General features: G+C 70.6%; 19 protein-coding genes and 1 tRNA gene. 8 read left to right on the top strand and 12 right to left on the bottom strand.

What is annotated here, in order from left to right; translation table 11 throughout:
• Window positions 1-18 precede the first annotated feature (18 nt).
• Window positions 19-1,053 carry a LacI family DNA-binding transcriptional regulator gene (locus tag ACN27J_RS16540; protein ID WP_421367217.1) on the bottom strand — a complete coding sequence of 345 codons (1,035 nt, stop codon included), beginning with the start codon at window positions 1,051-1,053 and terminating at the stop codon, window positions 19-21.
• A 269-nt stretch (window positions 1,054-1,322) separates the two neighbouring features.
• Here ACN27J_RS16540 and ACN27J_RS16535 point away from each other — a divergent pair, with 269 nt between their 5' ends.
• From ACN27J_RS16535 to ACN27J_RS16505, 7 genes are all read left to right on the top strand, one after another.
• Window positions 1,323-2,651, top strand: a complete 1,329-nt coding sequence (locus tag ACN27J_RS16535; protein WP_421367215.1) for a Gfo/Idh/MocA family protein — start codon at window positions 1,323-1,325, stop codon at window positions 2,649-2,651.
• A 53-nt stretch (window positions 2,652-2,704) separates the two neighbouring features.
• Window positions 2,705-4,174, top strand: coding sequence for a glucuronate isomerase (gene uxaC, locus ACN27J_RS16530; RefSeq protein ID WP_421367214.1), 1,470 nt, complete (start codon window positions 2,705-2,707; stop codon window positions 4,172-4,174).
• Window positions 4,171-5,481 (top strand): enolase C-terminal domain-like protein, encoded by a 1,311-nt coding sequence (locus ACN27J_RS16525; protein WP_421367213.1) that lies wholly within the window; start codon window positions 4,171-4,173, stop codon window positions 5,479-5,481. Before uxaC ends, ACN27J_RS16525 begins: the two co-directional genes overlap by 4 nt.
• A complete protein-coding gene (locus ACN27J_RS16520) occupies window positions 5,478-6,995 on the top strand; it encodes a mannitol dehydrogenase family protein (RefSeq protein WP_421367212.1) in 1,518 nt (505 codons plus the stop codon). The genes ACN27J_RS16525 and ACN27J_RS16520 overlap by 4 nt, the downstream gene beginning before the upstream one ends.
• A gap of 31 nt (window positions 6,996-7,026) precedes the next feature.
• Window positions 7,027-8,211, top strand: a complete 1,185-nt coding sequence (locus ACN27J_RS16515; RefSeq protein ID WP_421367211.1) for a Gfo/Idh/MocA family protein — start codon at window positions 7,027-7,029, stop codon at window positions 8,209-8,211.
• 245 nt (window positions 8,212-8,456) lie between these two features.
• Window positions 8,457-9,809, top strand: coding sequence for a pectate lyase family protein (locus ACN27J_RS16510; protein ID WP_421372288.1), 1,353 nt, complete (start codon window positions 8,457-8,459; stop codon window positions 9,807-9,809).
• A 154-nt stretch (window positions 9,810-9,963) separates the two neighbouring features.
• Complete coding sequence (locus ACN27J_RS16505) at window positions 9,964-11,820, top strand: right-handed parallel beta-helix repeat-containing protein (RefSeq protein ID WP_421367210.1); 1,857 nt, start codon at window positions 9,964-9,966, stop codon at window positions 11,818-11,820.
• 146 nt (window positions 11,821-11,966) lie between these two features.
• Here ACN27J_RS16505 and ACN27J_RS16500 read toward each other — a convergent pair whose 3' ends face one another.
• On the bottom strand, window positions 11,967-13,058 hold the full coding sequence (locus ACN27J_RS16500; RefSeq protein ID WP_421367209.1) for an ABC transporter ATP-binding protein: 1,092 nt from the start codon (window positions 13,056-13,058) through the stop codon (window positions 11,967-11,969).
• A gap of 364 nt (window positions 13,059-13,422) precedes the next feature.
• On the opposite strand from ACN27J_RS16500, the gene ACN27J_RS16495 reads away from it, so the two are divergent.
• Window positions 13,423-13,499 (top strand) — tRNA-Thr (locus ACN27J_RS16495).
• A gap of 74 nt (window positions 13,500-13,573) precedes the next feature.
• Here the strand turns inward: ACN27J_RS16495 and ACN27J_RS16490 are convergent.
• The 10 genes from ACN27J_RS16490 to ACN27J_RS16445 form a co-directional block, all read right to left on the bottom strand.
• Window positions 13,574-14,818 carry a tyrosine-type recombinase/integrase gene (locus ACN27J_RS16490; RefSeq protein WP_421367208.1) on the bottom strand — a complete coding sequence of 415 codons (1,245 nt, stop codon included), beginning with the start codon at window positions 14,816-14,818 and terminating at the stop codon, window positions 13,574-13,576.
• Window positions 14,818-15,015 carry an excisionase family DNA-binding protein gene (locus ACN27J_RS16485; RefSeq protein WP_421367206.1) on the bottom strand — a complete coding sequence of 66 codons (198 nt, stop codon included), beginning with the start codon at window positions 15,013-15,015 and terminating at the stop codon, window positions 14,818-14,820. Before ACN27J_RS16485 ends, ACN27J_RS16490 begins: the two co-directional genes overlap by 1 nt.
• A gap of 32 nt (window positions 15,016-15,047) precedes the next feature.
• Window positions 15,048-16,838, bottom strand: a complete 1,791-nt coding sequence (locus tag ACN27J_RS16480; protein ID WP_421367205.1) for a replication initiator — start codon at window positions 16,836-16,838, stop codon at window positions 15,048-15,050.
• Window positions 16,835-17,101 (bottom strand): hypothetical protein, encoded by a 267-nt coding sequence (locus ACN27J_RS16475; protein ID WP_421367204.1) that lies wholly within the window; start codon window positions 17,099-17,101, stop codon window positions 16,835-16,837. Before ACN27J_RS16475 ends, ACN27J_RS16480 begins: the two co-directional genes overlap by 4 nt.
• Entirely contained in the window at window positions 17,098-17,952 is an 855-nt protein-coding gene (locus tag ACN27J_RS16470) for a DUF2637 domain-containing protein (RefSeq protein WP_421367203.1), read from the bottom strand. Before ACN27J_RS16470 ends, ACN27J_RS16475 begins: the two co-directional genes overlap by 4 nt.
• Before the next feature lie 29 nt (window positions 17,953-17,981).
• Window positions 17,982-18,701, bottom strand: coding sequence for a GGDEF domain-containing protein (locus tag ACN27J_RS16465; protein ID WP_421367202.1), 720 nt, complete (start codon window positions 18,699-18,701; stop codon window positions 17,982-17,984).
• Window positions 18,698-19,075, bottom strand: coding sequence for a hypothetical protein (locus ACN27J_RS16460; protein ID WP_421367201.1), 378 nt, complete (start codon window positions 19,073-19,075; stop codon window positions 18,698-18,700). The genes ACN27J_RS16465 and ACN27J_RS16460 overlap by 4 nt, the downstream gene beginning before the upstream one ends.
• Window positions 19,072-19,371 carry a hypothetical protein gene (locus ACN27J_RS16455; protein ID WP_421367200.1) on the bottom strand — a complete coding sequence of 100 codons (300 nt, stop codon included), beginning with the start codon at window positions 19,369-19,371 and terminating at the stop codon, window positions 19,072-19,074. Before ACN27J_RS16455 ends, ACN27J_RS16460 begins: the two co-directional genes overlap by 4 nt.
• Window positions 19,368-19,799, bottom strand: a complete 432-nt coding sequence (locus ACN27J_RS16450; protein ID WP_421367199.1) for a DUF6197 family protein — start codon at window positions 19,797-19,799, stop codon at window positions 19,368-19,370. The genes ACN27J_RS16455 and ACN27J_RS16450 overlap by 4 nt, the downstream gene beginning before the upstream one ends.
• 113 nt (window positions 19,800-19,912) lie before the next feature.
• Entirely contained in the window at window positions 19,913-20,209 is a 297-nt protein-coding gene (locus ACN27J_RS16445; RefSeq protein ID WP_421367198.1) for a hypothetical protein, read from the bottom strand.
• Window positions 20,210-20,223 lie beyond the last annotated feature (14 nt).

Genomic DNA, 20,223 nt, shown 5'->3' with positions numbered 1-20,223 from the left:
TGCGCTCACTCCTTGGGGTTAGGAGGCGACATCGGCCGGCGCGGCGGCAGCCGCGTCGCCCGGGTCCGCATGGCTGTGCGGTCCCGGGCCCGTCGAGTCGCGGATGACCAACTCGGTCTGGAGCGTTACCTGGGCGGTGGTGCGACGGTCGTCGCCATGCTGGAGCAGCATGTCGACGGCCGCCCGACCGGCGGCCGCGTTCGGTGTGGCCACCGTCGTCAGTTTGGGTCGGGTGAGCCGGCTCAGCGCGATGTCGTCGATGCCGACCACGCTGATGTCCCGGGGCACCGCGACCCCGTGTGCGTCGAGCCCTTCGATCAGGCCGATCGCCATCAGGTCGTTGTAGGCGAGCACGGCGGTCACCTCCGCCCGGCGGACCTGTTCCGCCGCGGCGATGCCGCCGCCCTCGGTGGGCGGGTTGGGGCCGATCACGGTCAACGTGACGTCCGCCGAGCGGGCCGCCGAGGTGGCGGTGCGCCGGATCTCCCGGTTGGTCCACGACCCGCGCGGGCCGCCGAGCAGCGCGATCTGCCGGTGGCCGAGGCCGATCAGGTGTTCGACGGCGAGTCGGGCACCCTGGCCGACGTCGATCACCACGTTCGGCAGGCCGGTCACCTGCCGGTTGATCACCACCAGCGGTACGTCCCGGCTGAGCTGTTCGATCAGGCTGTTGCTCATCCGGGGGCTGCACAGCAGCACCCCGTCGACCTGCTTGGCGAGGGCGTGGACCAGTTCCTCCTCGACTGCCGGGTCCTCGTTCGTGTCGGTCACGAAGATGTGGTAGTCGCGGTGCCGGGCCTGGCTCTCCGCCGCCTTGATCAGGGGCGGGAAGAACGGGTTGGCGATGTCGGCGACGATCAGGCCGATGTTGTGGGTCCGGCCGGTGATCAGCGCGCGGGCCGCCCGGTTGGGGCGGTAGCCGAGGTGTTCCGCGCAGGCCAGCACCCGGCTGCGGGTCTCCGGGTTGACCAGGTGCGGTGCCGAGAACGTGCGGGACACGGTGGAGATGTGCACTCCGCAGGCCCGTGCGACGTCTCGAATGGTGGCTGGCACGCGTCGTCCTTCATCGATGTGGTCGCCGTCCGGAACGGGCGGCGACCGGTGTGGCTGGGGTCACGTTGGTTCGCCAATTAATGCAAACGGTTGCTCAGGTGTCAACGGTCTTCGATTGCGGATTTGTTGCGGCCGTGGTCATCCCGGGTGATCGAACCCTCGCATTCGTCATCAAAACGGGCAGGATGGTTTCGGGGCATTGACGAAGGTGTCCGTCTCGTGGCAACTTCTGCTGCAAACCTTTGCAGCCAACCCGGAGGCGGAGCAGGATGTCCCCAGAACCCCATCGGCGGCTGCGTTACGCGCTCGTCGGCACCGGCGCCCGCGCCGAGATGTTCGTCCGGTCCCTGGTCCTCGACTACCGGGACAGCGCCGAACTCGTCGCCTTCGCCGACAGCAACCAGGCCCGGATGGACGCGCACAACGCCTGGCTGGAGGAGCTTGGCCGCGACGCCGTGCCCACCTACCCGGCCAGCGACTTCGTCACCATGCTGAGCAAGGAACGGGCGGACGTCGTCCTGGTCACCACCGTCGACCGGGTGCACGACGAGTACATCGTCGCCGCCCTGGACGCCGGCTGCGACGTGATCACCGAGAAGCCGATGACCGTCGACGTGCCGCGCTGCCAGCGGATCCTTGACGCGGTGGCACGGACCGGGCGCACCGTACGGGTCGCCTTCAACTACCGGTACAACCCGCTGCACGAACGGGTCCGCCAGGTGCTCGCCGACGGCGAGATCGGCGAAATCGGCTCGGTGCACTTCGAGTGGCTGCTCGACGTGCGCCACGGCGCCGACTACTTCCGCCGCTGGCACCGCGACAAGGCCAACTCCGGTGGGCTGATGGTGCACAAGGCCAGCCACCACTTCGACCTGGTCAACTGGTGGCTGGACGCGGTCCCGGTGCAGGTCTACGCGGCCGGCCGGCTGTTCTTCTACGGCGAGCCCGGCCGCCGGCACGGCTACGCCCGCGACTACGACCGGGCACACGGCGAGGTCGCCGCCGCCGGTGACCCGTTCGCCCTGCAACTGGCCGCCCACCCCCGGCTGCGGGCGCTCTACCTGGAGGCCGAGGCCGAGGACGGCTACCACCGCGACCAGAACGTCTTCGCCCCCGGCGTGACCATCGAGGACGACATGTCGGTGCTGGCCAGCTACTCCACCGGGGCCACGATGACGTACCACCTCACCGCGTACGCCCCGTGGGAGGGCTACCGGGTGATGTTCAATGGCAGTCGGGGTCGGCTCGAGCTGGAGGTGGTGGAGAGCGACTTCGTCAGCCCGTACGCCGCCGGCGAACTCAAGGGCGCCGCGCTGCACGGCGTCCAGGCCGCGGTCGAGGAGGGCTGGGCCAAGCTGACCGTCCGGCCGTTCTGGGAGCAGCCCCGGCAGGTGCCCGTCGCCGGCTACACCCGGTCCGGGCATGGCGGCGCGGACGCCAAGATGACCGCGGTGCTGTTCGGCGGCGAGACCGACCCGATGGGCCGGGCCGCCACCGCCCGCGACGGTGCGCTCGCGCTGCTCACCGGGCTGGCCGCGAACCGGTCCTTCGAGACCGGTCAGCCGGTCCGGGTGGCCGACCTGCTCACCGTCGACTGACGTACCGATCCAGACCCGCGACCCGACCCCGTACCCGCGAGGAGCCTGCTTCCGTGTCCTCCCAACCCGACCGGGCCGACCAGCTGTTTCCGGCCGAACCCACCCAGCGGGCGATCGCCCGCGAACTGTACGCGCACGCCCGGGACCTGCCGGTCATCTCGCCGCACGGCCACGTCGACCCGGCGCTGCTGGCCGACGACGAGCCGTTCCCGGACCCGGCGCGGCTGCTCGTCGTACCGGACCACTACGTGACCCGGATGCTGCTCAGCCAGGGCATCCCGCCCGGCGATCTCGGCGTACCCGTGCGTGCCGGGGTCCGGCCCCGGCCGCCGGCCGGCGACGGCGACTACGCCACCGAGACCGACGGCCGGGCCATCTGGCGCAAGCTGGCCGCCAACTGGCACCTGTTCCGGGGCACCCCGTCGCGGCTGTGGCTGGAGAAGACCTTCGCCGAGGTGTTCGAGGTGGACGCCGCCCTCGGCCCGGACACCGCCGACGACGTCTACGACGCGATCGCGGCGAAGCTGGCCGAACCGGCGTACCGGCCCCGGGCCCTGTTCGAGCGGTTCAACATCGAGGTGCTGGCCACCACCGAGTCGCCGCTGGACGACCTGGCCCGGCACGCCAAGCTCGCCGCCGACGGCTGGGGCGGGCCCGGCGGGCGGGTGATCACCACGTTTCGGCCGGACAACGTGGTCGACTTCGAGTTCGACGGCTGGGTGGACAACGTCGCCGCTCTCGGGGTGATCACCGGTGCCGACACCGGCACGTACGCCGGTTACCTCGACGCGCTGCGGGCCCGCCGGCAGGCGTTCATCGCCGCCGGCGCGACCAGCTCCGACCACGGCCATCCGACCGCACTGACCCTGCGGCTGGAACAGCGGGAGGCCGCCGAGCTGTACGACCGGGGGCTGCGCGGGCAGGCGACGGCGCAGGACGCCGAGGCGTTCCGGGCCCACATGCTGGTCGAGTTCGCCCGGATGTCCATCGAGGACGGCCTGGTGATGCAGCTGCACCCCGGCTCGGTGCGCAACCACAACAAGTGGCTGTACGCCACCCACGGCCGCGACGTCGGCGGCGACATCCCGCAGGCCACCGAGTACCTGCACGCGCTGACCGCGCTGCTCGACACGTACGGCAACGACCCCCGGCTGCGGATCGTCGTCTACACCCTCGACGAGTACACCTTCACCCGCGAGCTGGCCCCGCTCGCCGGCGGGTACGCCGCCCTCTACCTGGGCGCGCCCTGGTGGTTCCTGGACTCGCCGGAGGTGCTGCGCCGGTTCCGGGAGGCGGTCACCGAGACCGCCGGGTTCTACAACACCGCCGGCTTCGTCGACGACACCCGGGCGTTCTGCTCGATCCCGGCCCGCCACGACGTGGCCCGCCGCATCGACGCCGGTTTCCTGGCCCGGCTCGTCGCCGAGCACCGGCTCGGCCTCGACGAGGCCACCGAGACCATCGTCGACCTGGCGTACCGACTGCCCAAGCGGGTCTTCAAGATCGGGGAGAGGCTGCAATGAGCGTCACCATCACCGGCGTCGACGTGCACGACGTACGGTTCCCGACCGCAGCGGCCGGCGACGGCTCCGACGCGATCAACCGGGGCGACTACTCGGCCACCTACGTCGAGCTGCGCACCGACGCGCCGGACGGGGTCTTCGGCGCCGGCTTCACCTTCACCAACGGCCGGGGCAACGAGATCACCTGCGCGGCGGTACGCGCGTTGGCCCACCACGTCACCGGCCGCACCGTCGCCGAGATCGTCGCCGAACCGGTCGCCTTCTGGCGTTCGCTCACCGCCGACGTGCAGCTGCGTTGGCTCGGCCCGGAGAAGGGCGTCATCCACATGGCGTCCGGCGCGCTGGTCAACGCCGTCTGGGACCTGCGGGCCAAGCTGGCGGGCAAGCCGCTGTGGCGGCTGCTGGCCGAGATGCCGACCGACGAGCTCGTCGCCAACGTCGACTTCCACCACATCAGCGACGCGATCACCCCCGACGAGGCCGCCGCGATCCTGGACAAAGGGCTGACCGGTCAGGCCGAGCGGCTCGCCGAGCTGCAGCGCGACGGGTTCCCGTCGTACACCACTTCGGTCGGCTGGCTCGGTTACCCCGACGACAAGGTGCGGGCGTTGACCCGGGCAGCGTACGCCGACGGGTGGCGGGCGATGAAGATGAAGGTCGGCGGCCCGATCGACGACGACGTACGCCGGGCCCGGATCATCCGCGCCGAGATCGGCCCGGACGCGCTGCTGATGATGGACGCCAACCAGGTGTGGGACGTCAACGAGGCGATCGCCAACATGACCCGGCTGGTCGAGGTCGACCCGTACTGGATCGAGGAGCCGACGCACGCCGACGACGTGCTCGGCCACGCCCGGATCGCCGCCGCCGTCACCGAACTGTCCGACGGGCGCTGCCGGGTCGCCACCGGTGAGGTCGCCGCCAACCGGGTCATCTTCAAGCAGCTGCTGCAGGCCGAGGCGATCCGGGTGTGCCAGATCGACGCGTGCCGCATCGCCGGAGTCAACGAGGTGCTGTCGGTGATCCTGCTGGCCGCCAAGTTCGGCGTGCCGATCTGCCCGCACGCCGGCGGCGTCGGCCTCTGCGAGTACGTGCAGCACCTGGCGATCTTCGACTACCTGCGGGTCGGTACCTCGCTGGACGGCCGGATGGTCGAGTACGTTGACCACCTGCACGAACACTTCGTCGACCCGGTCCGCACCCGGGGCGGCCGCTACCTGGTGCCTGACCAGCCCGGCTACAGCGCCACCATGAAACCGGCGTCGATCGCCGAGTTCTCGTTCCCGGACGGGCCGGTGTGGCGGTGAGCGGCGGCACCGCGACGACGGGTCCGTCCGCCGACGCGCCGTTGCTGAGTCTGCCGACCCTGGACCGGGTGCCGGTGGACAGCCGACCACTGATCCGCCCCGGCGACGTCGACGCCGGCATCGTCCACTTGGGCCTCGGCGCGTTCCACCGGGCCCACCAGGCGGTCTACACCGAGCAGGCGGTCGCCACCGCCGGCGGGAACTGGGGCATCGTCGGCGTCGCACCGCGCAACATCGACGTGGTGCGGCGGCTCACCGACCAGGACTGCCTGTTCAGCGTCACCACGCTGTCCGCCGCTGCGGCACGGACCCGGGTCGTCGGTGCGCTCACCGGGGTCCGGCACGCCGCCAGCGATCCGGCCGCGGTGGTGGCCCTGCTGGCCGACCCGGCGATCCGGGTGGTCACGCTGACCGTGACCGAGAAGGCGTACCAGTTGGACCCGGTCACCGGCCGGCTCCGGCCGGGCGAAGCGGTCGCCGCCGACCTGACCACCGACCGGGCGCCGACGACCGTGCCGGGCCTGCTGCTACGCGGGCTGGCCGCCCGTGCCGCCGCCGACGCCGGCCCGCTCGCCCTGGTCAGCTGCGACAACCTGCCGTCGAACGGACGCCGGCTACGCGGTCTGGTCACCGAGGCCCTGGCGTACGCGAAGGTGCCCGACGAGACCGCCGACTGGGTGCACGCCAACGTCACCTTCCCCGGCACCATGGTCGACCGGATCGTGCCGGCCGCCACCGCGCAGACCCTGGCCACCGCCCGGGCCGCGCTCGGCGTCACCGACCTGGCGGCGATCGCCGGGGAGCCGTACACGCAGTGGGTGATCGAGGACGACTTCCCCGGCGGCCGGCCGGCCTGGCAGACCGCCGGGGCGGTGCTGACCGGCGACGCCGGCCCGTGGGAGCGGCTCAAGCTGCGCGGGCTCAACGGCGTGCACTCCACGATCGCCTACCTCGGGGCGCTGGCCGGGCACGACACCATCGCCGAGGCGCTGGTCGGCATCCCCGGCCTGCCCGCCGTGCTGCGCCGGATGATCGCCGAGGACGTCGCGGCCAGCTTCACCCCGCCGGACGGGGTGTCGGTCGTCGGGTACGGCGAGTCGGTGCTGGAGCGGTTCGCCAACCCGGCGATCCGACACCGCACCATCCAGGTGGCGATGGACGGCTCGCAGAAGCTGCCGCAGCGGGTCCTGCACACCATCGCGGACCGGCGGGCGGCCGGCGACCGACCGTACTGGTCGGCGCTGGTGGTCGCCGCCTGGATGCGGTTCGCGCAGGGGCGGACCGACGACGGAGCCGAGCTGCCGTTGGACGACCCGCTCGCCGAGCAGATCCGGGCGGCGCTGGCCGGGTCCAATGGCACCCCGGCAGGGGTGGTGGCCGCGCTGCTCGGGCTCACCGAGGTGTTCCCGCCGGAGCTGGCGGCCGATCCGGAGGTCCGCGAGATGATCACGACCTGGCTGACCGCGCTGGACCGGCACGGGGTGGTCGGTGCGGTGACCGGCGCGGCTGGCTGACGGCGGCCGTCGACAGGTGGAGGTTTCCGACGTGACGAGCACCCCGCCCCGGGTGGCCCTGATCGGTGCCAACGGGCACGGACTGTGGCACCGGCGGCAGATCGCCCCGCTGCACGCCGCCGGCGAACTGCGCCTGGTCGGCCTGGTCGACGTACGGCCGGTCGAGCCGGCACCCGACGCCGGAATTCCGGACGGGGTGCAGGTCGGCACCGACCACCGGCGGATGCTGGCGGACACCCGGCCGGACGTGGTGGTGATCTGCACGCCGCCGTACACCCATCTGCCGATCGCGTTGGACGCGCTGGCCGTCGGCGCGGACCTGCTGCTGGAGAAGCCGCCGGTGCTGTCGCTCGACGAGCACCGGCGGCTGACCGTGGCGCTGGCCGAACACGGCCGGGTCTGCCAGGTGGGCTTCCAGGCGCTCGGGTCGGCGGCGCTGGCCGAGTTGACCGCAGCGGCCACCGGCGGCCGGCTCGGCACGGTCACCGGAATCTCGACGGTCGCCTCCTGGCAGCGTGACGACGCCTACTACCAACGGTCGCCGTGGGCCGGGCGGCGTGCCGTCGACGGCCGGCCGTCGTTGGACGGGGCGCTGGCCAACCCGTTGGCGCACGCCATCATGCAGTGCCTGGCGGTGGCGGCGGCGGTGGATCCCAGCCCGCCGGTGCTGGTCGAGCTGGAACGCTACCGGGTGCGGCCGATCGAGGTGGACGACACCGCGTCGATGCGGGTCACCCTGGGCTCGGGGCTGGCGATCGTGGTCGCGGTGACCCTGGCCGGGGAGGAGTTCATTCCCGGTGAGGTGCTGGTGCACGGTACCGCCGGCACGGCGGTGCTGGAGTATCCGACGGACCGGCTACGGCTGCCCGGCGAGCCGGCGATGCGACCGGTGCCGGGGCGGACCGGCCTGCTGGAGAACCTGCTGGCGCACCGGCGGGACCCGGCCGGCGTACCGCTGATCGCCCCGCTGGCCCGGACCGAGGCGTTCACCGCCCTGCTGGAGGTGGTGCAGGCCGCCCCGGAGCCGGGTCTGCTCGGTCCGGACCGGACGGTCGCGACCGGGGTGGCTGGTGCGGACCGGGTGCTGATGATCGAGGGTGTGAACGGGGTCGTCCGGCGCGGCGCGGCCGAGCTGGCGCTCTTTTCCGAGCAGGAGGTGCCGTGGGCGGTCCGGCCGTACCGGGCCCGGCTGGCGCAGGGGGTGGTGGGCCGCTGACCGGGGCGGCGGAAAACGTACTGCAAATCGACGGTCCTCGCCGGTGCCGCGAAGTCGGACAGATCAGTCGTCCGCTCGGCAAATTGTTGCCGAGTAAATAGGTCTCGTCCAAATGCAGTGCAAACAATCTGCAAACAATTTGCATTGACACATTTCGTGATGAAATTTATCGTTTGGGTTCAGGAAGATTGCTTGAGTGTTACGTGATCGAATCCGAACAATGTGTGCGGAGTGTGGTAATGCGACTGAGGAGATTGACTGCAGCTGTTGCTGGAATCGCGCTCGTGGCGGTACTGCCGGCACCGGCCGCCGCCGGCCGGGACACCGACTCCGACCGGCTGTCCTGGCCGGCCCGGTCGCTGGGCCGCCAGGCGCTGCCGCCGGGCGACGGCTGGGCGGCCGCCGGGGCCGGCACCACCGGAGGGTCGGCGGCCAGCCACGAGAACGTCCACGTGGTCGACAGCCGGGCCGAACTGATCGACGCCCTCGGCGGCGACAACGCCACCAACCGGAACAACGACACCCCGAAGATCATCTACGTCGATGGTGCGATCAACGGCTTCGAAGGGCCGGACGGCAACCTGTTGAGCTGTGCCGACCTCGCCGACCCCGAATACGACTTCGACGAGTTCCTGGTCACCTACGACCCGGCCGTCTGGGGATACGAGAACGACCCGAGCGGACCGCTGGAGGACGCCCGTCGCCGGTCGGTCACCAATCAGACCCGGTACACCCAGATCAACGTCGGCGCCAACACCACCATCGTCGGGCTGCGCGGCGCCCGGCTGGAGAACCTGACCCTGATGGTGGACAGCGTCCGTAACGTCATCGTCCGCAACATCGTCTTCGACGACGCGTACGACTGCTTTCCCGCCTGGTCGCCCGACGACGGCGACGCCGGCAACTGGAACTCCCAGTTCGACCTGATGTCGGTGCGCCGGTCGGAGAACGTGTGGGTCGACCACAACACCTTCACCGACGGCGACAACCCGGACAGCGCCCAACCGGTCTACTTCGGCCGGCCACTGCAGGTGCACGACGGGGCGCTCGACATCACCCACACCGCCAGCCTGGTGACCGTGTCCTACAACCGCTTCGACGGCCGGGACAAGGTCATGCTGATCGGCTCGTCGAACACCGTCGGCCCGGACGTCGGCCGGCTCAACGTCACCCTGCACCACAACGTCTTCGACGGCAGCCTGCAACGGCTGCCCCGGATCCGGTTCGGCCAGATCGACGTCTACAACAACCACTACGACCTGTCTGGCGACGACTTCCAGTACGCCGTCGGCGTGGGTGTGCAGGGCGCACCGTACCTGGAGAACAACTCGTTCCGGCTGAGCTCCGGGATCGACACCGCCGACCTGCTGCACGACTGGGGCGGCACCGTGCTGACCGAGAAGGGCAGCTGGGTCGGGCAGGGCCACCGGCCGTTGCGCCCGGCCAGCCTGCTCGACGCGTACAACGCGGCGAACGACCCGGACCTGGGCGACGACGCGGGCTGGACCCCGACGCTGCGGCACGGGCCGGTGCTGCCCGCCGTGGTCGTCCCGATCTACACCCGGCTCACCGCCGGCGCCGGCAAGCTGCCGGTCTGACCTGTCGGCAGGCTGCCGGTCTGACCTGTCGGCAGGCTGCCGGTCTGACTGACCCGCCCGGCCGGGTCGCAAGCGGGGTGGGTCGGCGAGACGCCCGCCGGCCCACCCCTTAAGGCGCACCGCCACTGGCGCGGTGCCAACCGAAGGAGTGCACGTGCAGAGCAGAACGAGGAGACGCCGTCGCGGCCTGTTGGCCACGCTCGGCGCGAGCGCGGTCACCGCGACGCTGGTCCTCGCGGCGACCAGCGGCAACGCCCACGCCGCGACGTTGTTCCAGGCCGACTTCGAAAGCGGCGGCACCAGCGGCTGGTCCAAGTCCGGCGGCAGCTGGGAGGTCGTCTCCGACGGCAGCCAGGTGCTGCGACAGGACAAGACCAGCAGCAACCTGGCACGGTTCTTCGCCGGCAGCACCAGCTGGACCGACTACCAGATGCAGGCAAGAGTCAAACCGTTGTCGTTCAACGGATCCGACCGATTCGTCGGCATCGCCGCCCGGGTCACCAGCAACACCAAGATGTACCGGCTGGCGCTGACCAGCAGCAACCGTGCCGAGCTGCAGGTGGTCAACGGCAGCCAGATCACCGTGCTCGGCTCGACGGCGCTGAGCGTCGCCACCGGCACCTGGTACACCCTGCGGATCGAATCGAGTGGCAGCACCATCCACGGCTACGTCGACGGCAGTCAGATCGGCTCCGGCAGCGACGCCTCCTACGACTCGGGCCGGATCGCCCTGGTCACCGGCTACGCCGGGGCCAGCTACGACGACGTCAGGGTGGACACCCTCGGGTCCATACCGGACCCGACGACCCCCGCCCCGACGACGGCCCCGCCGACCACCACGCCCCCGCCGACGACCGCACCCCCGACGACCGCACCCCCGACCACCGCACCCCCGCCGACGACCGCGCCGCCGACCAGCCCACCGCCGTCCGGTGACACCCTGTACGTGGCACCGAACGGTAGCGACGGCGCGTCCGGGACGGTGTCGAACCCGACGACCCTCACCTCGGCGATTACCCGGATCGCCCCCGGCGGCACGATCTACCTGCGCGGCGGCACCTACCGCTACTCGCAGACCATCACCATCGGCCAGGACAACAACGGCACGTCGGGCGCGCGCAAGAAGCTGTACGCCTATCCGGGTGAGACGCCGATCCTGAACTTCTCGGCGCAGAGCGAGGACTCGGCGAACCGAGGGCTGGCCATCGGCGGCTCGTACTGGCACGTGCACGGCATCATCGTCGAACGGGCCGGCGACAACGGGATCCTGCTCGCAGGCAACCACAACATCATCGAACGGGTGGTGACCCGCCACAACCGTGACTCGGGCCTGCAGTTGTCGCGACTGATCGCCGGGGCGCCCCGGGACCAGTGGCCGTCCAACAACCTGGTGCTGAGTTCGGTGTCGCACGACAATGTCGATTCCGACGGTGAGGACGCCGACGGCTTCGCCCCGAAGCTCACCGTCGGCTCCGGCAACGTCTTCCGCTACACCGTGGCCCACAACAACATCGACGACGGCTACGACCTCTACACCAAGAGCGACACCGGGCCGATCGGGGCGGTCACCATCGAGTACTCCCTGGCGTACGAAAACGGGACGCTCAGTGACGGCAGCCAGGCCGGTAACGGCGACCGTAACGGCTACAAACTCGGTGGCGAGGACATCGGCGTCGACCACACCATCCGGAGCAACATCGCGTACGGCAACGGCAAGCACGGATTCACGTACAACCGCAACCTCGGCGCGATGACGGTGTCGAACAACGTCAGCATCGGCAACGAGGAGCGCAACTTCAACTTCGACGGCGGCAGCTCGGTGTTCCGTGGCAACACGTCGTGCGACAGCGGCTCCACCGACCGGATCATCGGCAACTCCGACAGCTCGAATCAGTTCTGGTCCGGCTCGAACGGGTCCCGGTGCTCGACGTACTCCGGCTCGCTGGGCTGGTCGTTCGCCTCGGACGGTCGTCTCGTGGTCACCTTCGGGGGGCGGGTGGTGACGCCGTGACCCGCGTCGCCGACTGACCGGACCGTCCACTCGGAAAGTCGTAAGGCCGTCCACCGGAAAGCAGTAGGGCCGGTCTCCCCAGCTGGGGAGACCGGCCCTACGCGACGGGTCAGGCGTCGCGAGTCGTCAGCCGGGACGGCGCTCGGTCAGAGCCGCTGACCGTTGGCGGCGTGGAAGGCGTGGTGCTGACCCGGCCGGGGCCGGACGAACACCGTGTCGTTCATCCGCGGCATGTGCCGGCGGTCGGTCCGCACCACGAACCGCTCCGAACTGCCGTCGAGCGTCGCGTAGCCGTAGACGTTGGCGTCCGAGCCGAGGTCCTCGACCAGCTCGACCGACATCGGCATGCCGCCCTCGGAGGCACCGACCAGGTCGCAGTCCTCGGGACGGAACCCGACGGTGACCTTGTTGCCGCCACCGTTGGCCTTGGCCGCGTCGATCTGCTCGCGGCTCAGCTCGACGACCAGGTCGGCGAAGACGGCACCCTGATCGGTCAGCGGGACGGTCTTGATGTTCATGGCGGGGGAGCCCATGAAGCCGGCGACGAAGACGTTCGCCGGTACGTCGTACAGGTTCCGCGGGGTGTCGACCTGCTGCAGTACGCCATCGAGCAGCACCGCCACCCGGTGGCCCATCGTCATCGCCTCGACCTGGTCGTGGGTGACGTAGACGGTGGTGACCCCCAGCTTGGCCTGCAGCGAGGCGATCTGGGTACGGGTCTGCACCCGCAGCTTCGCGTCGAGGTTCGACAGCGGCTCGTCCATCAGGAAGACCTGCGGCTCCCGGACGATCGCCCGACCCATCGCGACCCGCTGGCGCTGACCACCGGAGAGCGCCTTCGGCTTGCGGTTGAGGTACTCCTCCAGCTGCAGCAGAGCGGCGGCTTCCTTGACCCGGCGGTCGATCTCCGACTTCGAGGTCCGGCGCAGCTTCAGCGCGAAGGCCATGTTCTCGTACACCGTCATGTGCGGGTAGAGCGCGTAGTTCTGGAAGACCATCGCGATGTCGCGGGCCTTGGGCGGCAGGTGGGTGACGTCGCGGTCGTCGATGAGGATGCGGCCCTCGTCGACGTCTTCCAGGCCGGCGAGCATCCGCAGGCTGGTGGACTTACCGCAACCGGAGGGGCCGACCAGTACGAGGAACTCGCCGTCGCCGATCTCGAGGTCGAGCTTGTTGACAGCGGGTCGCTCGGTGCCCGCGTAGATGCGGGACGCCTGGTCGTAGGTGACCGTAGCCATGGTCAGTGCTTCCTTTCACCGGCAGGAACGTGCCGGACGATCCGAGTGAAGGAGCGACCGGCGCTCAGAGCGCCGGCCCACGCGTACCCGCAGCCGCCAGGGCGACGTGTCGCACGTGTCACGCCACGGTAAACGGGATTTGCCTGGCTGCCAAGACCGGGACGGCCCGCAACTACCTCTGATAACTGACCAAAACGGACACCAGGGTGGGGTATGCCACTGTTCGTCACCCTCGGCCGGCGGTCCACGGCGACCGCCGGAGCGGCGGACACCCGTACGCAGAACGGGAAAGATCGATCGGACAGACCGGCCGATGCGGCGGTATCGCCACGTCAGTGGCTATGCTGACGCTGAACGAAGCGCTGCCCCTGTAGCTCAGTTGGCCAGAGCACTCGCCTTGTAAGCGAGATGTCGCCGGTTCGAGCCCGGCCGGGGGCTCCAGCACCGACAAGGGAAATCCCGCCGTGAGTTCGCACGGCGGGACACCTTGACAGCAACGGTGACAGCAGCGTCAGTCAGGACAGCCGTCCGTCGAGCTTGCCCAGGGCCTGGCGCATCACGTCGAGGTTGGCGTGCGCGTAGATCTTCAGCGTGATCTTGACGTCGGCGTGCCGGGCGATGGCCTGGACGACGTGCGGCGGTACGCCCAGCTCCATCAGCAGTGAGACCACCGTGTGCCGGAGATCGTGCAGCCGTACGCCATCGAGCCCAGCGGCCCCCCGAAGCCGGGCGAACGCACGGCTCATGTTGGTCGGCTCGATCGGGGTGCCCCGCTCAGACGGGAAGACCAGGCCGTGATCCTCCCAGACCTCGGCCAACCGCTCCCGCTCCGCTGTCTGACGTTCCTGGTGTTCGAGCAGCGCCATCCAGGTCGCGTCCGGCAGGGGAAGGACCGCCTCCGACTCCTCGGTCTTCGCGTCGAGCAGGTGGAGCCGTCCGGCGACCCGTTGCACCGTCTGCTGCACCCGCAGGGTCCCGCTGTCGAGGTCGAGATCCGACCAGCGGAGCCCGAGCAGTTCCCCGCGTCGGAGTCCCATCGTGGCGGCGACCACGTACAGCGCGTACAGCCGGTGACCCTCGGCGGCCTTCAGCAAGCCTCGCACCTGTTCCACCGACAACCCTTTGCCGACCTTGTAGCGGGGCGACGGGACCCGGACCAGCTTGGCGACGTTGCGGGAGACGAGCTCTTCCCGCATCGCGTGCTGCAGCGCGTTGCGCAGCACGGCGTGCACGAACTGCACCTGACGTGGGCTTGGCTGCTTGCCGCAGCAACGGCCGAGAGAGCAGCAGCGGCGCCCTATGGGACGTATCCGGTCCAGACCGTTCGTACAGCAGAGGCACTTGCGGCGGAACTCGTCGAGGAACGTGCGCACGTGTTGGACCTGGAGCCCGTCGAGACGTTTGGTGCCGAGCGCGGGGATGAGGTGGAGCCGGATGGCGCTTTCGTAGCCTCGGGCGGTGGTCGGCTTGAGGTCGGCGACGTAGCCGGCGAGCCAGTACGGCAGGTAGTCGGCGAGTTTCCAGGCGCGGTCCGGGATGGGGATGCCCTGGCGGGACTGAGCCTTGAGCGCGGTCAGCTTGTCGTGCGCTTCCTGCCAGGTCGCGCCGTAGACGGCTTTGCGTCTGCGAGTGCCGTCGGTGGTGAGCACGTACGCCTGGCCGACCCAGCGGCCGTCGCTGGCCCGTTGGTAGATCGAGCCTTCACCGTTGGGGTTGCGGCGAGGGCCGTTGGATCGGTTGCTTCGGTTGCCGGTGGCCATCAGGCTGCCTCCTGGGAGAGTTGGTCGATTGCTTCATCGATGGCGGCAGCCGGGATCAGTCGGCGGCTTCCGACCTTGAACGACCGCAGCCGGCCGGACCGGATCAGGTCGTAGACCAGTGACCGGCCGATGCCGAGTTCACGCGCGGCTTCCTCGACGCGCAGGACACGGGGCCGGGTAGCGGGGGTGGGTTCCAACGTGTTCCTCTCTCTGCGGTTGACGGGGGTGGTCACGCGGCGGCGGGGGTGGGCCGGGTCGTGGACCAGAGTTCGTGGGCGAGTTCTTCGCGGGCGGTGCGTTGTCGTTCGCGGGCGAGGGCGGCGGCGGTGTTGGCGAGCAGGGCGTCTCCGCTGCTGTGCCAGCCGGCTCCGGCGAAGGTGAGTGCGCCGATGACGAGCGTGGTGTCGGCGTCGGTGTGGTCGGCGGCCTGGACTACGTCTGCGGGGTGGCCGGTGTGGTGGGTGTCGTGTTCGCGGCGGTAGGTGGCGCGGCTGTCGCGCAGGTGCCGGAAGGTGACGGAGTAGCGGCGGGCCTTGGTGAGGAAGTGGCCGCCGAAGCCGAGCATGTGTGCCCAGCGGCGTAGCCGGGCGTACGGGTTGGCGGGTCGACTGTCGCCCGGTTCGCCGTCAAGGTCGGCTTGACGGCGGGCGGTGCAGGTGGGGCAGGCCGGGTAACGGGTGTGGTTGCCGCAGTCGGGGCACTGCCAGCGGGCACGGAAGCTGGGTGCGGGGTGGTCGGCGCGTGGCCGGTCAGTCAGTGGTGCGGGGGTGGCGGTGGGTCGGCCGAGTCGCCAGCAGGCGTCGATGAGGCGGGCAGTGTGGTCCCCGTCGGGGTCGGCGTAGGTGCCGACGGTGTCGGCGTCGAGACGGGTGGACCGGTGCCCGGTGGCCTCGGTGCTCTTGGTGGCGTACTTGGCAAGGTAGCCGGCGGCCATCTGGTCGGTCACGTTGCCGCTGGTGGGGAGGTTGATGGGGCGGATGTCGAGTTGTTCGCCCCAGACAATCGACCAGCCGGCGGGTTGGTCGGGGTGGGTGGGGGTGGTGTAGGCGACCTGGGTGGCGGCGTGGCGTAGCGCGTGGTCGAGATCGGTGGTGGTGAAGCCGGGCGGCGGTGGGGCGACGGCGGTCGGGTCGTCGGGGTGGACGCCGTCGAGGCGGATGAGGGCGTGGAAGTGGACGGCTCCGCGTGTCTGGAACTCGGCGGCTTTGCCGTGGGAGATCCGTACCGGGGGGACGGTGCGGGTCTTGCCGGTGCTGGTGGCGACCTCGACGGGTGGGATGCCGCGGCGTCGGGCGAGGGCGGCGAGGTGGCGTTCAGCAGCTTGTTTGGTGCGTCGCCAGAGTTCACCGGCGTAGAGGTTCCACACCACGTGGTGGTCGTGGTCGTAGCAGTCGAGGCACAGCGGCCGGCCGAGGTTGGCGTCGGTGGGTTCGTGGCGTGCCCAGCAGACGGCGGGGCGGCCGTGGGGGCAGGTGGGGGTGTCGCGGCGGGGGTGGCAGGGGTCGGGTCGGCAGTCGCAGCGGCGGCGGTTCCGGCAGGTGTGGCGGCGGACGGCGCGGGTGTGGACGGTGCCGAACGATGGGGCGGTGAGGGTGACGAACACGGCCGGGTGGGTGGCCACCGTGTCGGGGATGCCTTTGCCGCCGGTGAGGCCGGCGCGGAGGAGCTGGTAGGCGTCTTGCTGGTAGGTGGTGGCGCAGGAGGGGCAGACGGTGGCGCGGCGGTTGCCGCAGGCTTTGTAGATGACGGCGTCGGGTAGGTCGCCGGTGGGGGTGTGGTCGAGGACGCGGCCGGTGGTGTGGTCGACGGTGGTGAGGGTGCCGGCCAGGCGGATGGGTCGGGTGCAGCCGGCGGCGGGGCGGATGTGGTCGAGCCAGGTGAAGTAGTCGGGTTGGGTGGCGCGGTGGAAGGCGTGTGCGGGTGCGGTGTACCAGGCGGCGGGGGTGCTGGATTCGGCGTTCGAGACCGCACCCCGGGCCGTGGTGGCTCGGGGTGCGGCGTCCAGCGTCGAAACCGTCACCGCTGTCCCTGCTGTGGGGTGCGGTGGGTGATGGTTCGTTCGACCACGGTGATGCGGCATGCGCCGCACTGGTGGGCGGCGGGGCGGTGCCGTCCGCAGTCGATCGTTGTGGTGGTGTTGCCGCAGCGGATGGTGACCGGTGCGCGGCAGGGTCCGCCAGGAGTGACGTGCACGAGGGTGCGGCGGATGTCGTACGGGTGGGGTTGCGGGTCGGCCGGGCAGGTGTGCAGGACCTGGACGACGTCGACGAGGTGAATGCTCATCGGCGGTCCCCCGTCAGATGGTGGCCGTTGACGGCCGGGGCGTCGGGGTCGACGACGGTCAGCAGCGCGCCGGCGACGGCGGGGCTGATGTTGAGTCGGGCGGCCAGTCCGTCAGGGCTGATCCGGTGGCCGGTGGCCTGTAGGTGTTGGGCGGCGGCGAAACGTGCCGTGGGGACCAGGTGCTGAGGGATCGACGGTGTTTCGTCGACCGGGGTGGCCGGGTCGGCGGCCGTCATCGCCAGGGTCGGCGGGAGGGTGACGGCGGAGATGGGTGCCGGTACGGGTTCGGCGACCGGCGTCGGTGCCGTCGGGTGCTCGGTGTCCGGCGCAGGTGCCGGGGGTGCCACCGGGGCGGGTTCGGGTTCGGCTTTGGCCTTGAGGTTGTTGGCGGCGTTGAGCAGGGCGGCGGCTTCGGCCTCGATGGCGGCGAAGTCCGGGCGGATGCGTCCGGCGACGAGTTCGACGCCGATGACGAGGACGACGACCAGGGCGAAGACGAGGCGTAGGCCGAGGCTGCCGGGTGAGGCGAAGTTGATGGTTGCCGACAACAGGGCGGCGGCGGCGAAGACGATCAGCGCTCCGCGTTTGGCGTCCTTGGCGATGCCGGAGGTACGGACCACGGTGAGCATCGACACCATCGCGGCGTCGAAGATCAGCGGCACCAGGTAGGCGAAGTAGCTGGCACCCTGGGTCCACAGATAGTGGGCCTGGTGCAGGTAGCTGGTCAGCAGTGCGCCGAGGAGAACGAACCGGTTGTACCGCTTGATGGAGTTGATGGCCTTGAGCATCGCGGGGACCGCGTTGCGGGCGTACTCGGCGGCGAACTGCTCAGTGACGGTGTTGGTGGGCATGGTGACCTCAGGGTGTGAGCGTTCGGTGGTCATCCGGCGAGCCCCCAGACCCGCGACAGGCGGCGAGTGGGGCGGGCACGATCCCGAGTCCGGTCGGTGGGCCGGTCAACCGGGGTCGAGGTGTCGTCGGCGGGACCGTCGTAGACGGCGGTGGTCGACTGCCGGGCGCGTGCCGCGTACATGGCCAGGTCTGCGCGGTGCAGCCACACGGATGCGGGTTGGCCGGGATGGGCGAGGGTCGCGCCGAGCGTGGCGCCGACCGCCAGGGACTGTTGCCCATGGACGGTCGCGGTGGTCAGTCGGTGGTGTGTGCGGGGAAGCCATCCGGACAGCCAGGTGTCGGCGTCGCCGAGCCGGGCAGCGGGGCCGGTGGTGAGGATCGCGAATTCGTCTCCGCCGAGTCGGGCGGTGATGCCGGCGGGTCCGGCGATCCCGTGGAGGCGGCTGGCGACGACGGTGAGGATGTGGTCTCCGGCGTCGTGGCCGTGGGTGTCGTTGACGGCTTTGAAGCCGACCAGGTCGACCAGGGCGACGACGATCGGACGTCGCGCGGTGTGCGCGGTGTGGATCAAGTCGTCAGCGGTGGCGGCCAGTCCGGCCCGGTTGTAGGCCCCGGTGAGGGGGTCGTGGTGGGCGGTGTGCCGGATCGCGTCGAGTTCGGCCCGCAGTGTGTGGCGGGCGGTCAGGTAGCCGCAGGTGGCGGCCACACCCAGGGCGGCCGCAGTGGTGAGGGCGCGGGCGGGTGTCATTGGGCACCTCCGGTCGGCGTGCTGGCGAGGGGGAACAGCGGTGCGCTGGTGTAGCCGGGCTTGTCCGGCTGGTGGTCGCGGGAGGCGGGGACCTGGGTGGACAGTCGTTTGCCGAACAGGTCCTCGTGCTGGTTGACGGTCAGCCGCCCGAAGGCGGCGGGTGCGACCTCGTTGCGGCGACGGCGCAGCAGGGGCCGCACGGTGGCGGCGGTGGGGCACAGCGGCGCGTCAGTGGTGTAGGTGTGGCCGCAGGCCGGGCAGGTGGCCGGCGCGGGGTTGTCGGCCGGGGTATGCGCTGCCCACAGTTCGATGAGTGTCGGAACGGTGATGGTGAGTCCGGCGGTGGTGAGCCGGGGGTCGAGGCGAGCGTTCACCGGTCGCCTCCCCAGCGTTGCTGGGCGGCCTGGCGGGAGATGCCGAGCCGTGCGCCGATCTCGGCCCAGGAGTAGCCGAAGGCACGCAGGCCGGTGACGGCCTGGCCGATGGTGTCGTCCAGCACCGAGGCGAGCGCGGTGAGGTCCCGGAGCGCTTCGACGTCTCCGTTCGCGACTCGGCGGCCGTGAGCGCGGATGATCCGGCGGGCGAAGGCGGCGAATTCGTCGTTCTCGACGACGTCCCGACGCTTCTGCCGGGCAACGGCAGGCGTCAACGGGGTCTTGACGGTGTTCACGAGCTCTCACCGCCTCGGGGGTGGTGGCGGTCCCAGTCGCGGGCGGCGTCGGTGAGGGCGAGGATGACGTCGACGAGGGTGCGGCCCTGTTCGTCGTTCCAGTCGGCGATCAGGTCAGCGGCACCGGACTCGACATCGCTGCCGTCGAGGTAGCTGGCCAGCAGGTGTAGCGCCCGGTCGACGAGGTAGCCGTCCGGACCGGACGGGATGTCACCCAGGGCGGCGATGGATCGGCCGGTGGCGGCGGCGCAGATGGCACCTACGGCGCAGGCAGGCTGGAACAGCGCCGATCCGGCGGGGTTGGGGCGGGCGAAGAACTCGCCCTGTGCCCAGTCGTACCGCTCCAGGTAGACGGCAGCGGCGCGCAGGACGTCAGCCGGGGTCGGCTCGACGGATGCGATCGTGGGGGGAGTGTGGGTAGCCTTCATGACGGCCACGTCCTTCCATCGATGGGTGTGGTGGTGGCCGGCAGGACCGGACAGCTTTCCAGGGCTTGAGGCCGGTCCTGTCGGTCGTTCCGTATGTAGCGAGCGCTACCGGGTCAGGCTTGACCGTGGCGGTGCGCACGCCCGGTGATCCGGACGGTGCTCGGATCGGGGTAGTCCCAGGTGTGGGTGACGACGGCGTAGCCGTCGGCGTTGAAGTCGTCGGCGGTCGCGGTGTGGGTCAGTTCGACGAGCCGCCCGTCGTCGGTGGGACCGAAGAATCGGGCTGGCCAGGGGTAGGCGTCGGCCACCGTGTTGGTTTCGGCCCAGTCGGCGTACTCGTCCGCCGTGAAGACCTGGGTGCCGGGCGCATCGGGGCCGACGGCCCACACCGCCACGATCTGAGTGCTCATGTGCTCCAAGACGG

The organism is Solwaraspora sp. WMMB762 (assembly GCF_049179115.1).
In the GTDB taxonomy this organism is placed as follows: domain Bacteria; phylum Actinomycetota; class Actinomycetes; order Mycobacteriales; family Micromonosporaceae; genus Micromonospora_E.
The sequence above is the reverse complement of the archived record's forward strand: the minus strand, read 5'-3'. Positions and strand labels throughout refer to the sequence as shown.